The sequence below is a fragment of the Microbacterium sp. NPDC056044 genome, assembly GCF_042267145.1.
Taxonomy (GTDB): Bacteria; Actinomycetota; Actinomycetes; order Actinomycetales; family Microbacteriaceae; genus Microbacterium.
The window spans coordinates 61,863-76,419 of record NZ_JBHJWZ010000002.1 but is presented as its reverse complement, the minus strand read 5'-3'; the positions used below and the strand labels follow the sequence as shown (position 1 = coordinate 76,419).

The 14,557-nt window shown below is 67.7% G+C and carries 14 protein-coding genes; 4 read left to right on the top strand and 10 right to left on the bottom strand.

The annotated features are described in order from the left end of the window. The first annotated feature begins 109 nt into the window (after nucleotides 1-109). Nucleotides 110-1,618, top strand: a complete 1,509-nt coding sequence (locus ACFC1I_RS05470; protein ID WP_376006853.1) for an asparagine synthase-related protein — start codon at nucleotides 110-112, stop codon at nucleotides 1,616-1,618. A 3-nt stretch (nucleotides 1,619-1,621) separates the two neighbouring features. Here ACFC1I_RS05470 and ACFC1I_RS05465 read toward each other — a convergent pair whose 3' ends face one another. The 4 genes from ACFC1I_RS05465 to ACFC1I_RS05450 form a co-directional block, all read right to left on the bottom strand. Next, on the bottom strand, nucleotides 1,622-2,830 hold the full coding sequence (locus ACFC1I_RS05465; RefSeq protein ID WP_376006852.1) for a glycosyltransferase family 4 protein: 1,209 nt from the start codon (nucleotides 2,828-2,830) through the stop codon (nucleotides 1,622-1,624). Nucleotides 2,831-2,849: 19 nt separating this feature from the next. Beyond that, complete coding sequence (locus tag ACFC1I_RS05460) at nucleotides 2,850-3,749, bottom strand: glycosyltransferase family 2 protein (protein WP_376006851.1); 900 nt, start codon at nucleotides 3,747-3,749, stop codon at nucleotides 2,850-2,852. A gap of 4 nt (nucleotides 3,750-3,753) precedes the next feature. Beyond that, a complete protein-coding gene (locus ACFC1I_RS05455; protein WP_376006850.1) occupies nucleotides 3,754-4,920 on the bottom strand; it encodes an O-antigen ligase family protein in 1,167 nt (388 codons plus the stop codon). A 137-nt stretch (nucleotides 4,921-5,057) separates the two neighbouring features. Further along, on the bottom strand, nucleotides 5,058-5,999 hold the full coding sequence (locus ACFC1I_RS05450) for a hypothetical protein (RefSeq protein WP_376006849.1): 942 nt from the start codon (nucleotides 5,997-5,999) through the stop codon (nucleotides 5,058-5,060). A gap of 70 nt (nucleotides 6,000-6,069) precedes the next feature. Between ACFC1I_RS05450 and ACFC1I_RS05445 the strand changes: the two genes are divergently transcribed. Together ACFC1I_RS05445 and ACFC1I_RS05440 are read left to right on the top strand one after the other, a co-directional pair. Further along, the gene (locus ACFC1I_RS05445) at nucleotides 6,070-6,753 is read left to right on the top strand and encodes a hypothetical protein (protein ID WP_376006848.1); all 684 of its coding nucleotides are present in this window, start codon (nucleotides 6,070-6,072) and stop codon (nucleotides 6,751-6,753) included. Further along, complete coding sequence (locus tag ACFC1I_RS05440; protein WP_376006847.1) at nucleotides 6,750-7,622, top strand: hypothetical protein; 873 nt, start codon at nucleotides 6,750-6,752, stop codon at nucleotides 7,620-7,622. Before ACFC1I_RS05445 ends, ACFC1I_RS05440 begins: the two co-directional genes overlap by 4 nt. A gap of 36 nt (nucleotides 7,623-7,658) precedes the next feature. On the opposite strand, the gene ACFC1I_RS05435 is transcribed toward ACFC1I_RS05440, so the two are convergent. Next, the gene (locus tag ACFC1I_RS05435) at nucleotides 7,659-9,185 is read right to left on the bottom strand and encodes a DUF4082 domain-containing protein (RefSeq protein ID WP_376006846.1); all 1,527 of its coding nucleotides are present in this window, start codon (nucleotides 9,183-9,185) and stop codon (nucleotides 7,659-7,661) included. A gap of 321 nt (nucleotides 9,186-9,506) precedes the next feature. Between ACFC1I_RS05435 and ACFC1I_RS05430 the strand changes: the two genes are divergently transcribed. Beyond that, nucleotides 9,507-9,941, top strand: a complete 435-nt coding sequence (locus ACFC1I_RS05430; protein WP_376006845.1) for a VanZ family protein — start codon at nucleotides 9,507-9,509, stop codon at nucleotides 9,939-9,941. On the opposite strand, the gene ACFC1I_RS05425 is transcribed toward ACFC1I_RS05430, so the two are convergent. The 5 genes from ACFC1I_RS05425 to ACFC1I_RS05405 form a co-directional block, all read right to left on the bottom strand. Further along, on the bottom strand, nucleotides 9,901-10,923 hold the full coding sequence (locus ACFC1I_RS05425; RefSeq protein WP_376006844.1) for a TolB family protein: 1,023 nt from the start codon (nucleotides 10,921-10,923) through the stop codon (nucleotides 9,901-9,903). The genes ACFC1I_RS05430 and ACFC1I_RS05425 overlap by 41 nt on opposite strands. Next, nucleotides 10,920-12,263, bottom strand: a complete 1,344-nt coding sequence (locus tag ACFC1I_RS05420) for an MFS transporter (RefSeq protein ID WP_376006843.1) — start codon at nucleotides 12,261-12,263, stop codon at nucleotides 10,920-10,922. The genes ACFC1I_RS05425 and ACFC1I_RS05420 overlap by 4 nt, the downstream gene beginning before the upstream one ends. A gap of 7 nt (nucleotides 12,264-12,270) precedes the next feature. Continuing rightward, nucleotides 12,271-12,945, bottom strand: a complete 675-nt coding sequence (locus ACFC1I_RS05415; protein WP_376006842.1) for a hypothetical protein — start codon at nucleotides 12,943-12,945, stop codon at nucleotides 12,271-12,273. Nucleotides 12,946-13,020: 75 nt separating this feature from the next. Then, the gene (locus tag ACFC1I_RS05410) at nucleotides 13,021-13,674 is read right to left on the bottom strand and encodes a polysaccharide deacetylase family protein (protein ID WP_376006841.1); all 654 of its coding nucleotides are present in this window, start codon (nucleotides 13,672-13,674) and stop codon (nucleotides 13,021-13,023) included. Continuing rightward, nucleotides 13,671-14,534, bottom strand: coding sequence for a glycosyltransferase (locus ACFC1I_RS05405; protein ID WP_376006840.1), 864 nt, complete (start codon nucleotides 14,532-14,534; stop codon nucleotides 13,671-13,673). Before ACFC1I_RS05405 ends, ACFC1I_RS05410 begins: the two co-directional genes overlap by 4 nt. Nucleotides 14,535-14,557: the final 23 nt, after the last annotated feature.

Genomic DNA, 14,557 nt, shown 5'->3' with positions numbered 1-14,557 from the left:
GGGCCTCGACGCTGTGAAGGGGGTCCCGGTCGACGCTCCCGCTTTCATCCTGAGCCGGATCGCGCGGCGCACGGGCGGGAACGTGCCTCCGCGAGAGCTCGTCGAGTCGTTGCGCAACGAACCCGGCGGACTGGTCGATCTGCTGCCACCCTTCGCGGCCGCGATGGTCTCTCGGCACGAACTCCGGGTGGTGGCCGATTCCATGGGGTTCCAGCACGTCTTCCATTCCGCTCCCGGAGCCGGAGACTCAGGGCTGGTCGCCAGCTCGCTGCTGCTCGCCGGACGCGCTACCGAGGCGTCTCTGGATCGCGTCTCCGTAGGAATTCAGTCGCTCCTCGGCTGGCAGATGGGAGACCGCACCCTGTTCGAGGGGCTGCGAAAGCTGGCGCCAGGAGCGGTGGCCACCCTGTCCCGAGACGGACTGGTCGTCGCCGACGCCGCACCGATCCGATCGGAACCCATCGACTCCGCCGATGCGGTCGCAGCAGCCGCCGCCCTTCTGCGAACCTCGTTGAACGCGATCCTCGACGACTACCCGGAGGCGGTGCTGCAGCTCACCGGCGGCATGGACTCACGGGTCCTCTTGAGTGCGATTCCCCCGCGACGCCGCCGTGGGCTGCGGGCGATGACGCTCGACGTGCCGGGGCGCGGCGACACAGCCATAGCGCACATGATTTCTGAGCGGTACGGGATCCAGCACGAGGTGCGCGGTCTCACCGACGTCTCCGGTGTCGACCCCGCCGAAGCATGGGAGCTCTGCCGAGCGGAATCGACGCGGCTGGACGGCATGGCGGATCCCGTAGCACTCGCCGCCCAGCGGATCGCCGAGCGGGCGTTCGACCAGGGCGTGCGGATCTCGGGGCTCGGCGGCGAGGTCGCGCGGGGGTTCTACTACGTCGGGCGCGTCAGCGACAGGACGTTCGATCGGAATGACTCCGCTCGGCTCGCAGCGTGGCGGATGTTCGTCAACGATTCGGTGGAGCCCGGACTCCTGAACGACGAGTTCGCGTCTTGGGCCCAGGACGTCGCGGCGGCGCACGTGCACAGCGCGCTCGTAGCCGGCGGGAGCGAGTGGTTCCGAGCGACAGACGAGCTGTACCTGCGGCATCGGATGCAGCGATGGGCAGGCGCCACCGACATCGCCGTGAGCAACGAACGGACCGTCATCAATCCGATGCTCGACCATGCCTTCCTCGATCTGGCGCGCCGGCTCACGCCGCAGGACAAGGCGAACTCGCGCTTCCTCGGCTCCCTTCAGATGGCTCTCGACCCCGAACTGGGCGTGATCCCCCTGGACGGGCGTCCGGCTCCGGCCGCGTACGCCAATCCCTCCCGGTGGGAGCCGGTGATGGACGCGTTGAGCACAGGGAAGCGCTTTGCGCGCAAGGCGGTCCAGCGGCTTCAGCGGGGTAACCGCCCTCCTGCCGGAGGCACGGTCCTCGCCGCGAAAGTGGTCGAGCATTGGCGCGCGAGACCGGCCACGCTGAGCGCCGTCGAGGATCTGGACTTCGTCGACGGAGACTGGGTCGCTCGGATGCTCGAGGGCTCGCTGGAACCGCGACCGTCGAGCGTGGCGTTCCTCACCAACTTGATCGTTGCGACGGACGACGACGGCTGACGGTCAGTCGGAGGCGATTGCCAGGGCGTCGTACAGCGCGTCCATGCGGGCGAGGCGCTCCGACCACAGGTGAGTGCTCTCGACGCGGCGGCGTCCGGCCTCGCCCATCCGCAGTCGAAGCTCCGGGTCTTCGACGAGCGTTCGGACCGCCCTCGCGCAGTCGGCGGCGAGCTGGACCGGCGTCACAGCGTCCAACAGGACCGCGCAGGACTCGTCGACGTTGGCACCGGGCCCACCGCGTCTGCAGACCACGACGGGCAGACCCCACGACATCGCCTCGAGGCTGACGTTCCCGCCCGGCTCGCGATAGCTCGGGAACACGAAAACGTCCGCGGCGCGGTAGTACTCGTCGACGACGTGTCGCGGTACTGAGCCGTGGAGAGTGATCCGATCCTCGAGACGCAGTTCGGTGATGAGCGCCTCACAGGCCGCGCGGTCGTGTCCGTCACCCAGCACGTCCAGGACCACGTCCAGGTCGCGCAGCGAATCCATCGCGCGGATGACGTCGCGCAGGCCCTTCGTGCGCACGATGCGTCCGACGTGCAGCAAGCGCACCGGCCCCGGGCGCCCTGCGCGGGCCACCGGCGCATGCACGCTTTCCACGGCCGTCTCGCTCATGATCTCGAATCGTCGCAGGTTCAACCCCGCGAGGAAGTCCCGCACGTAGTCGGCGACACCCACCACGCAGTCCGCTCGCTCGTAGGAGCCCCGCAGTAAGGGGTCATGACGTATGCGCCATCCGTCCAGAGCCCGCAGTCGCTGGTACCAGGGCGTCGCGCCCTCCTCCTCGACGAACGCGGGAGGTGAGTCGAGGCTGCCGCCCACGGGCCCGATGAGGAAGGGGATGCCCAGGCCCACAGCGGGCGAGGGGTAGCGCATCGCGACGGGGACGACCTGGTGGGCGATGTCGAAGTGCTCGCCCTCGGCCAGGCGTCGGCGGATCCAACGCCGCGCGCGGCGGTAGAACGGGAGATAGCCTGGCTGCATCAGACTGTTGAGCCGCTCGAGTCTGCCTACCCCCGGAGGCTCCTGCCATTCGATCACGCGTGCTGACGGCAGCTGCCTGGCCATCGGGGTGTGGCCACGCTTGTAGGTCGACAGAAGCGTGAGATCGTGCTGTTCGGCGAGACGAAATGCCCACTGGGCCGCGACCCACGCCTCGCCGACATCCTCCCCGTCGCAAGCGGGGGCGACCATGAGGACTTTCTTCATCGGGTGGCGATCTCCTACATCAGCGGGGCAGGACGCTGTCGCTCGCGTTGAGCGCAGGGGGACGACGGGACGGTCGCAGCAGCGCCCGCACGGTGGGCCAGGACTTGTCGTGGCCGAGCAAAGCGCGCCGCACCTCTATCAGCACCGTCATGACGTAGTACACCCAGGTGCGAAGAGTTCCTGCCCTCCGGCGGTAGAGGCGGATGCGGTTGAGCTGCTTCATCGTATGCGTGGTCGCGCTCTCGCCGGAACCACCGCCGATATGCATGGCGCCGGCCGCCGGAGTGTAGACCGTCGTCCATCCGGCGTCCTTCGCGCGGAGACTGAAGTCGGTCTCCTCGGAGTAGAGGAAGTAGCTCTCATCCATCCCGCCGAGCCGCGCATACAGTCCGCCGTCGACGAGCAGGATCGCGCCGACCGCCCAGTCCACCTCGTGCTCGGTCTCATATGCCGCGGGCTCTTCGATGCGCTCAGTGAACGCCGGCCAACCCGTGAAGCTCAGACCGCCGACCCGGCCTATGGTCGGGCCCCGGCGAAGAGTGGGGGACAGACTGCCGTCGGCTTCGCGGACGCGGGGTGCGACGACGCCCACGGCGGGCTTGCGGAGCACCTCGAGCATCGCCGGGACAGCGCCGGCGTCGAGCGTGGCGTCGGGATTGAGAATGAGCACGGCCTCGGCGGGCTCGGAGGCGCGGACGGCCCGATTCATGCCCGCGGCGTATCCATCGTTCGTGGAGCGGACTGTGGCGCAATCCGAACGCGTGGCCAGCACATCGAGGGTGGCATCGGAGGAGCCGTTGTCGACGACGACGAGCGAGTACGTCAGCGCGCCCATCGCCGAGGGGATGCTGTCGAGGAGCTCGATGATGTGGTCGGCGCTGTTGTAGGTCACGACCACCGCTGCGACGTCTACGGGCACGGTGTCATCTTAGGAGAGCGGCAAGGCCCGCTTTGGCATCCTCGACCCGCCTCAGCGCCCCGGCGAGCCCCAGGATCAGGAACAGGGTGCCCATCGTCATCGGGAAGGCGAAAGCGTCGAACATGAAGAGGCAGCTGAACCCCGCGCAGATCGCAGCGGTGAGCGTCATCGCGAGATCGCGGGACGAGTCGTCGCGAAGCCGCCGGCGCAGACGAATGGTGGTGACCGCGGCCGTGACCCCGAGTGCGAGGAAAGCGACGGTGCCGACGATGCCGATGGTCACGAGCAGCAACAGGTACTGGTTGTCGAAGATGCGGTACTTCGGAAGGAAAGTTCCCAGGCCCCGACCGAACCACGGGTTCCGCTCGATGAACTCGAGGGCCAGCGCGAAGCTGTCGGTGCGCGAGGTGATACTCGGGTCCTCGCTGGCGCCGGTGAACAGGCCGATGATCGAGCTCAGGAAGTTCGGGGCGAGCACCGTCATCGCGAGCAGTCCGACGACAGCCACTCCGATCACTCGGAGCCTTCGCTCTCTCGTCCAGCCGATCAGGCAGATCACGAGGGCGATGAGGGCTCCGAGGTATGCGGAGCGCGAGGAGGTCAGCGGAAGAATCACCGCGACGGCCGTCGCGGGCGCCCAGCGGACCAGGGTCCGCCGGTGCGTGTGCTGGAATGCGACGTGCAGCGTGATGGGGAGGATCATCGCGAGGATGACCCCATACTCGATGGGGTGGATGGCCGTCCCCGCGGGGCGAGGATAGCCGCCGCGCGAACTCAGTCCGTATCCCGACGTGCTCGTGAGCCCTGGTATCGAAAGCTGATCCACCCACAGCTGGCGCGTGACCACCTGCACGATGCCCAGCAGTGCGATCAGGCCGCCGCACACCGCAAAGCGCCAGATCAGCGTATCGAGGCGGCCTCGGTCACTGATGCCGTCGTGGGTGAGCAACAGTGTTCCGGCCCACGAGGCGAGCGCGAGAAGCGCAACATCCCCGGGGCTGGCCTCGTCCGGAATCAGCGGACTCGACATCGCCATCACGTAGCTGACGCCCACGCAGAACAGGAAGATGCCGAGGGCGATGCGGATGGGCTGCGCTTCGGTCGCCGCGCGGCGGGCGGCACCGAGAAATGAGAACAGCCAGAGCAGCAGGCTCCCGAGCCCGAACAGCATCGACGGTGCGCCTGCGCTCCCGAGGGGCCCGAAGATGAGGCGCGATGGGATGAAGAGGAGGAGGCCGAGATAGATCGTCAGCCAGGCGACGGCATCGATCCAGCGGGTTCGGCGTGCGATGCCGAGGGACGAGATCGTCAACGATGGCGTCCGGCACGTGCGCCGAGATGTTTGTCGGCGGGAGCAGGCGGCTCGCTGTCGGGATTGCTGGCACGGATGCGAGCCGAGCGCGACGCGCCGGGCCTGGCGCTTCGGTGGCCCTTGTCTTCCCCGCCTTCTGTGATGCTCGTGTCCGCGTCGGCGTCGGTCTCGCCATCGACGCCGGTCTCATCGCCGATGATGTCGTGGATGTCGAGGTCGGCGTTCAGGGGTGGGTCCAGGCCGAGATCGTGCTCGGCATCCTGCGGCGCATCGAGCGGATCGTCCTCTGGAGAGGGCGCCGCAATCGAGCCGAACCGTTCGTCGGCACGCGCCTTGCGGCGACTCCGTCGCCGCATGAGGACGCCGTCCAGGGCGAAGGTCGCGGCGCCTGTGGCGACGATGCCGACGGCCAACGCGGCGATGGTGATGCGGATGGTCCCGGAGTTGTCGGCCTCGGGTTCGGCATCGATCACCAGCGGCATCGAGGTGATGACGGAGGATGCAGGAGCCCCCACCTCGCTCTGCAGTCGCTCCAGCTCCTGCGGAACACGCTCCGTGAGGTAGTCGAGGGTGTCGATCGTGCCTTGCTCGGACGTGTCGGTGACCTCTACGGCGATGACGGGCCCGCGCGTCGAGGCGTCGAGCTGAACCGAGAAATCGGCTGTCCCGGACACCTCGGCGACCTCGGTCTGCGCGGCTGTGCTGGCGAAGTAGGCGACGACGATGCTCGCGGGCTGTTCGAGACCGCTCAGCGCGAGGAAAGGGTTGCCGCCCTCGGCGACCGCGTTGGCGCCCGGCAGGAGCAGCACGAGTCCGCGTGCCTTGTACTCGGGGGGCGTCGCCTGATAGGCGGCCCAAGCCAGGCCGAATGTCAGCAAAAGCCCGATCAGCACGATGTACCATCGTCGTGCCATCGCGCGCAATACGTCGAGTATCACTGCTGACTCTCCCCCCACTGAGATGGCGGATGGCCACCGGTGCGAGGTTTATTCTAAGGAGGGGGAACTTATGACTTTCTGGGAGTTGCTGGCTGCCCTCCTCCGAAGGTGGCCGATCCTGCTGGTGGGCGCGCTGTGCACCGCACTTGCAGGATATGCGGTCGTGAGCGACAAAGGCGTCTACTTCACGCGAACGGAGCTCGTTTTTCTTGCACCGACGAGTTCTGCGTACCCCAACGCACTGCGTACGCAATCCGAGGACATCATCGATCTCGCCGGTGTGGTCGCTAAACGGCTCATCGGCCCGGGAGAGGTGACGAAGTTCGCATCTCCGGATGTGATGCTCGCCGGGCTCGGCGTGCGCGACGGCTGGTCTCTCGGTCTCCCCGACACCGGCGGGCAGTGGGGATCCAACTTCGCGACCCAGGAGCTGGTGCTCGATATCGTCGCACCGACGCGTGAGCGGGTAGAGGAGCGTCAGGAAGAGCTTGTCGGGCAGATCATGGCCGAGTTGCATGAACTGCAGCGTGAGCGGGGAGTGGACCCTATCAACGAGGTGACGGCGATCGTGGCGCCCCAGACGACGATAATCCACCACATCGGGGGCAGCAGGCCGCGCGCTTTGGCGATGACCTCCGTCCTCGGCGCGGGCGTGACGATCGGCGTGGTGATCCTGCTTGAACATCGCCGACGCCGGGCGATGTGGGAACGAGACTCCGCCCGGGGCCTGTCGCGCATCGGTGCGGCGGCGTGACCGACGCGCCCGCAGCGGCTCGGCCGACGGTCGCGCCGATCGGCGATGACGATGCCGAGGCTGTCGCGGAGTTCTTCCACCGACACCTCAATTCACAGGTGGGCGCTGACCGCTGGCTCGCCGTCGTCCGGCCGCCGTGGTCGGCGGGGCCCAACCGCGGCTTCCGACTCATCGTCGACGATGTCGTCGTCGGAGCATATGCGGCTGTCTACTCCTCGCGCGAAACCCCCGAGGGCGCGCTGCAGGTCTGCAATCTCGCGGCCTTCTGCGTCCTGCCTGAGTATCGGGCTCACTCGCTGCGACTCGTGCGTGCTCTGCTCGGCCAGAAGGGGTACCTCTTCACCGATCTCTCGCCGAGCGGGAACGTCCCCGCGATGAACGAGCGGCTGGGCTTCGCACGGCTCGACACCGCGACGCGACTGGCCGTCAACGTACCAGGACGCGCCGGCCGTCACGTCGAGGTCATCGAGGACCTCGACGAGATCGCGGATGCCCTCGGCGGCTTCGACGCGAAAGTCTTCACGGATCACCGAGACGCCCCAGCCGCGCGGCATCTGCTCGTCCGCTCCGCGGGGGGCCACGCCTACCTCATGTACCGGCGCGACCGTCGAAAGCAACTGCCGGTGTTCGCAACGCCCCTGTTCGTCGGGGGCGATCCCGGAGTCCTCGCTGAGGCCTGGCATGCGGTGGCGTCGAGACTGCTTCGCCGCGGCTTTGCCATGACCCTCGCCGAGCGGCGGGTCTTGGGGTTCTCTCCTCGCGGCGCCGGGCGCGAACTCCGCTCACCTCGTCCGCGGATGTACAAGGGCGCCGGCGGGCCGGGCGACGTCGACTACATCTACAGCGAACTGACACTGCTGGAGTGGTGACCGACGTATCGGTCACCACTCCAGCAGTTCGTCACCTCAGTTCGCAGGGGCGACGGTGGTTCCGTCGTCGTAGAGGTTGTTGGTCCACACCGCGCCTGGAGCCTTCGTGTCGAAGGACGTGATCGGACCCCAGAAACCGCACACATATCCTCGGCCGCCGTCACCCATCTCGGTGCCGCGCTGCCAGATGTTGTTCGTGTACTTCACATTGGCGGTCTGACCCGAGAACGGCTTGCCGGTCGTCGAGCCTCCGTAGGCGCAGTAGCCACCGGAACCGGCCATGATGAGGTTCCCGTCGATGGTCACGTTGCGGACCGGATCGAAGTCGGGGTAGCCGGTGATCGCTGCCGAGCATCCGGCGTCCGGCGGGAAGTCCGGAGCGTCGCACGCGATCGTGTTGCCGATCAGAGTGCTGTTGGTGTTGAACCGGATTCCGGACTCGTGGTGAACGCCCGACCGGTCAGCGAACTGGCCGTGGACGTAGGAGTCACGGACAGTGCAGTTGGCATAGCAGTTGATCGAGCGCGTGCCGCCGATGACCTCGACTCGGGTCGCCGTGAAGTAGGCGTCGCCGATGCCGGTGCCGGCGCCTTGGCCCGCGTCGACTTCACTGTCGGTGATCGTGAAGGAGCCGACGTTGTCGTTGTAGTCGGCATAGACACCGCCGTTGATCTTGGAATTCTTGATCACGACGTCCTTGGCGAGGATGCGCAGGAAGCAGTCGACCTGCTTGCCGTCGATGACGTAGCCTGCCGTCTGGATCGTGCAGGGACCCGTGTACTTGGTCAGAGCGACACCCGCAGGCACACCTGTCGTGGCAGCATTCGGGAACGTCCTGCCGAGCACCTTGATGCCGCCCGAACTCGTCGGCGGAGGCGTCGGCGTGGTGGTGGGCTTCGGGGTGGGGGTGGGCGTCGCCGTCGGCGTCGGCGTCGGCGTTGCTGTGGGCTTGGGCGTCGCTGTGGGGGTCGGCGTTGCGGTGGGCTTCGGCGTTGCGGTGGGCTTCGGCGTTGCGGTGGGCTTCGGCGTCGCGGTGGGCTTCGGCGTCGCGGTCGCGGTGGGGCTGGGCGACGCGGTGGTCGACGGCTTGTAGACGATGTCGACGAGATAGTTCGAGCCCGAGTACGTCGAGGTCGGAACCTTGCTCGTCGGGCCGTAACGGTAGACCCCCGCGCCGGACTTGAGCGTGAACCCGTTCTGCACCTTCGTGCGGGTGAGGTCGTTCTCGGTCACCGCGTAGCCGCCGCTCGGCGCTTGATACGACGCCACGTAGGACGTGCCCGCGGTCAGACTGACCGGCTTGCTCAGGGATACGGTGCGCCACCCGACCGTGCTCGAGGCCTTGAACGACACCTGCGCCAGCACCTTGCCGTCGGACGACCAGAGCGTCGCCATCGTGACGTTCTTGGCGCCCTTGCCCTGGTAGTACTGGAGCCCGGTCACGGTGCCGGACTTGGTGGGTGCGAACTTCACTCCGAGTTCGACGGCGGTCCGGTCTGAGTCGACCGCGATCTTGGGCTTGAGGTCGTCGGCGAAGATGCCGGTGGTCGTGGGCGCGGCCATGGCGGGGACGACGGCGAATCCTGCCGCGACCAAGACACCCGCGACAAGTGCCGTGAGTCCGATGTTGGCGCGGCGTATCCGGGTACGTAGGCGTAGGCGAGCGCGTAGTGCTTTTCGTGACATAAGAATTCCGGTCGGGGGATGACGTATGCGAGGTAATGGAAGTATCACCTACGCCTAGGCCGTCCCTCAACGGATGAGAGAACACTCATGTACACTTCCCGCTCCTGTAATCTGCCAGGAGCCGGGCCGTCCTGGCGTCCGATCACCCTGAAGACAGGAGCCGTCGTGGCTGAAGGTGGGGCTTCTCGTCGACGCTGGGTGATAACGGGGCTGGCCGTCTACGCGCTGGTTGTCGGGCTCGTCCTGCTGCTGCCGCTCTCGTACTCCGGCATCGTCAACAAGATCGGCGATTGGCTGAGCGACACGTTCGGGCTGGACTGGTTCGGCACCGGCTGGATCGAGTTCGGTGCGAACATTCTCATGTTCGTGCCCCTCGGATTCCTCCTGACACTGCTCTTCCGCCACCCCTGGTACGGCGTCGCGCTCGCGCTGGCGCTGTCGGCCGCGGCAGAGCTCGCACAGGTCGTCATTCCGTCGCGACAGCCGACGCTGCGGGACATCCTCGCCAATACGCTCGGCGCGGCGCTGGGAGCTGCGTTGGCGTGGGTCATCGTCCTTCGCGCGCAGCACAAGCGCGCGCGGGAAGCGGACGTCAGCGACGCACCACCGACGGTGACCAGGCGTGCTCGATGAGGATCTCGGGGTCGCCTGAGCCGTCGGCGGAGAGCGCCCAGACGTCGTAATCACCCGCTTGTCCCTCGCGCGGCATCCCGTAAAGGATCGTGTCGTCGCCGAGCCATTCGATCTGATCGTCGACGTTGCGGGACTCCGGGAGCAGCTCGACCTCGCCGGTCGCGAGATCCATGACCGCGGGTGTCCAGTGGACGGTGGGGCCGGCCCCTGCCGTCACAGATTTGAACGCGATCCGCGTGCCGTCGGGCGATAGCGACGGGCACTCGACGTCCTCGGCGATCGTGGTCAGTGTTCGCGAAGGAGTGTCGCCCTTGACGAGGTAGGTCTTCCCCGAGTTCGTCATCCCTGCGGTGGCATAGAACGTGTCGTCGTCGATGAAGGTCACACCCCAGAAGTTCCGGTCTACGGGTGCGCTGGGCGCGCCGTCGACGACGAACGTCCACTCCTCGAAGTTTCCGAAGTCGCCACCGGTGTCATCGTGGATCACCGTCTCGGTCGAGAAGCCGATGGTGGCGTACGAGTGCCCCGTGACGAACGAGGTCGTCGAGATCCGCGTCCCGTCGTCGGAGATCCGCGTGCGGCTGGGAATTCCGGGCAACGGCCAGGTCTGCTGCACGATGCCGTTGTTCGAGTACAGCGATGCGCTATAGGAAGGGACCACCCCGCGCTCGGTGCGAAGGCAGGAGAACTCGTCGGGTGTCGCGTCGACGCGGTCGCACGCGATATCCGTGAGCGCGCGCGCTCCCGAAGGATCCGCAAGAGGCACGCTCGCGACGAGGCCGTAGCCCTCTCCCAGCGCGGTGTTGCGGAAGACGACCCGGTCACCGTCCGCCCACTCGCCGGGCGCGGCGGTCTCCGCCGCGCTGGGCGCATCCTGCCTGTCCTGGTACTGCTGCCACGCTGTCACGCCGACGGCGGCGGTGGCGACGAGGGCGACGACAGAGACACCGGCGACGACCAGCCACTTGATGCGGTTGTTCACTGGCCGGAGACCTCCGTGGACGCGCTCAGATCGGTGTCGGGATAGAGGGGTCGCGTCGTGGCGAGGTACGGGCGCAGCAGCAGCGCGACCAGCGGGATGGCGATCGCCAGCAGAACCCCCACGACGATCATTGCGGACTCGGGGCCGATGGCGTACCACAGGAAGCCGAAGCCCGTCGCTGAGACGAATCGTGTCAGAGCCACGACCGTCTGGGCGGCGGCGATCCCCGTGCCGCGCGTCTCGGGCGGTGTCAGCTGGCTGGCGAGCGCCGCCAGCACTCCGTCCGTCGAGGCGTAGAACGCGCCCAGAAGCAGGAGGCAGAGGATCGTCGCGGCGATGTCGGTGATCGGCATCGCCGCCACGACGTACGCCGCGACGAGTGCGACGTGTCCGAAGACGAACACCCGGCCGCGCCCCACGCGATCCGAGAGGCGTCCGAGGGGAACTGCGAACGCCAGGAACGCCAGGTTGGTGCCCACATACATGAGCGGGAACCATTGGGCCGCGAAGTCGCTCCGGTTCTGGAGCACGAGGTAGATGAAGCCGTCCCCGATCGTCAGGATGCCGAGGATGCCCGCGGCTATCAGGACGCGGCGCATCGGTCCCTTGGTCACGGCCGCCCAGTCGAACCTCTTGCGCTGCGGCGCGGGAGCCACCGGCACGCCCTCGCGCTGTTCAGGGGAGCCCTCTCGCGGGCGGGTGCGCACGTTCGGCACGACCAGACCCAGGATCAGCACGCCGATCAGCGCGAATGCGAGGGACGCGACGAAGATCGTGTGGAATCCGTCCGGGATCAGCAGCAGGATGAAGAAGGCGATCAGTGGTCCGACTGCCGCGCCGATGTTGTCGAGCGTGCGGTGGACGCCGAACGACTTGCCCAGGTTCTCGGGCTCCGACGTCGCCGTGATCAGGGCGTCGCGGGGGGCGGTGCGGATGCCCTTGCCGATCCGGTCAGCCGTGATGACCGCCGTGATCGCGGCGAACCCCGAGGCGAAGAGCAGCCCGATGCGGGCCACCGCGGCCAGCGCGTAGCCGACGAACGCCACCCACTTGGGCTGGTCGGAGCGGTCCGACACGTAGCCGCCGCCGATGCGCACCAGCGCGCTGACTCCCTGATACACGCCGTCAAGGAAGCCGAACGCGATCGTCGACAGTCCCAGCACACCTGTGACGTAAAGGGGGAGGATCGCGGCGACCGACTCGGAAGAGATGTCGGTGAGCAGCGACACGATGCCGAGCGTGATGACCGTGGAGGAGACCGTCCGGGTTCCCCGTGGGGTGCGCGTCGCGTCGCCGGTCTTGTCCTCCGGCTCGGGCGTGTTGGAGAAAGAGATGTACAAGCGTGCCTCAGCTCGTTCGGAAGACGCCGTAGACCATATATACGGTGCCGGTCCCGGAAGACGTCGAGAAGGCGAGCGAGATCGACGAGAACGCGTCGGAATACGTCACCGATCCATCGCCGCTGCTCGTGTCGGTGAGGCCGAGGCCTGCCCAGAGCGTGCGGTAGTGCTCCCGAACGTCATCGGCCGTGGCATCCGTGCGCGCCACCAGACTGACCTGCATCGTCGAGCCCTCCGTCGAGATCGAGCTCTCGAGGACTTGCGACTCCGGCGCGGGTCCCATCAGATCTGCAGGGAATCCCTTGACGAGTTCGCCGGATGCCGAGCCGGAGGCGGGAAGGGGGTCGCTGACGAGCGGGGTCGAGGTCGTCAATGGCGGAAGCCGGTCGATCGGCGCAGCGGTCTCATCCGGCTCCTGCACCTCGCTCCCCGTCGTCGGCGTCGCGCCAGGAATCGGTCCCTGGGTCACCGTCGGGCTGGGGCTCGCGCTGGGCTCGGGGTCCGCAGAGGCGCCAGAGCCCGGTCCGGCGGTGAGCAGCCAGACGGCGACGGCGATGCCGAGCACCGCCACCCCACCCACGATCCACAGCACCGCGCGCATCGCGGGGGTGAGCCCTCGGGTCGCGGCATCCACCTGCTCTTCGGATCGCCCGTCCGCAGGCGCTTCCTTTTCTTCCCCCATGTCGCGTCCCCCAAGACGGCGATCAGGCATCCCTGAAGGATGCGGCTCTTCTCAATGGTGCGGGTGCCCCGAAGGCTAACGCATCCGCTTCACGGCGCTGGCCAGCAGGTTCCTCGCTTCGTGGAGGCCTGGCCTGCCTCGAACGATACGTGTCACCGTTTCCACGGTGTCGGCAGAAGTCACGCTGTAGCGCGCCTGCAGCCACGAACGCGGTCGTGCCCGGAACCGGTCGCTCGTATACACAGTGCGGTATCCGGCCGACTTCAGCCGGCGCAGCGCCGACCGGTCGTACCGCCCGAGCGGGAACGCCGCCTCGGTGATCTCCGCGTCGGCGGCCTCCGCGAGCGTGGTCCGCGCTGCCACGAACTCACGATCTGCATCAGCCGGCGACAAGCCCCGCCACGGGACGTGGTCCCAACCGTGCGAGCCGATGGACATGCCGGCTCCCTTCAGCGCGCGAAGATCCCCGGCGCCGAGACTGGCAGCGTCGTCCAGTCGGCCGGCGAGCGGGAAGAAGGTGGCGGTGAGGCCTCTCTCTCGCAGAGCCGGCAAGGCGATATCGGCATCGGAGCGATTTCCGTCGTCGAAGCTCAAGCGCACGTCGGGTCGATCGGCCACGCTGTCGAGCACCCTGAGGAAGACGTCCTCTTTCATCCAGTACCGCGCCTCACCCGGCTCCCGCTCCTGGGCGCATTCACCGATCCCGTGAAAGCAGATATTGACGATCACGCCGGGGCTCCGTCCTGCGCTGACGTCGCGACGCGCGTGCTGTCGTCGCGACCCCATCCGCCGTCGATGGCTGCGGGCCGTCGCGCGCGACGCGCCGCCGTGAGCGTGATGATCACGTAGGGGATGGCCGCGAACACGAGATGCGGATGCCGCAGCACCACGTCGCGCAGCCACGACCAGCGGTCGGACTCCCGGATCGCGACCTCGACCTCGCCCGTGGCCGAGGCGGATCGCATCTCCGCGTTGCCCCTCCGCACGCGTACGAGCCGGTTCAGCAGCGCATTCGTCGTGCGCGGAGCCTCCACCACGACTTCGACGTCGTCGGCCTCGGCCTTCTCCGCGGCGGAGAACTGCGAGTCGAGGAACAGGTCGTCGGCGATCATGGCGGGAAAAGCATCGAACCGCCAGCGTCCGGTCTCGGACACCGCGATCATCCCGCGCCCGAACAGCCCGTCACGGAACACCGGGAGCCGCTCGTTGATCGCGAAGTACGCCTTCACCGTGAGGGGGCGACCGGAGGTGTCCACACGACGGCGCGGTACGGCAGCCAGCGCGCCTGCGTCCAGCAACTCGGCGAGCGCCCGAACGCCGTCGGCGGGTACAAGGATGTCGGCATCCAGGTACACCCGAGGGAACCGCGTCGCCACGCCGTCCGCGGCATTGAGCGCCCCCGGCTTCCCGGCCTCGGGACGGTCGATCACCAGCGCCCCGCGATCTCGGGCGATCTCCGCCGTGCGATCGGTGCAGCCGTTCGCGCTGACGATGATCTCCGCATCCGCCTCCACCGAACGTCGAACGGCGTCGAGGCACGCACCGATCACGCCTTCTTCATTGTGCGCTGCAATGACGACACTCACCATGCGCGGCCCCCAAGCCGTATCAG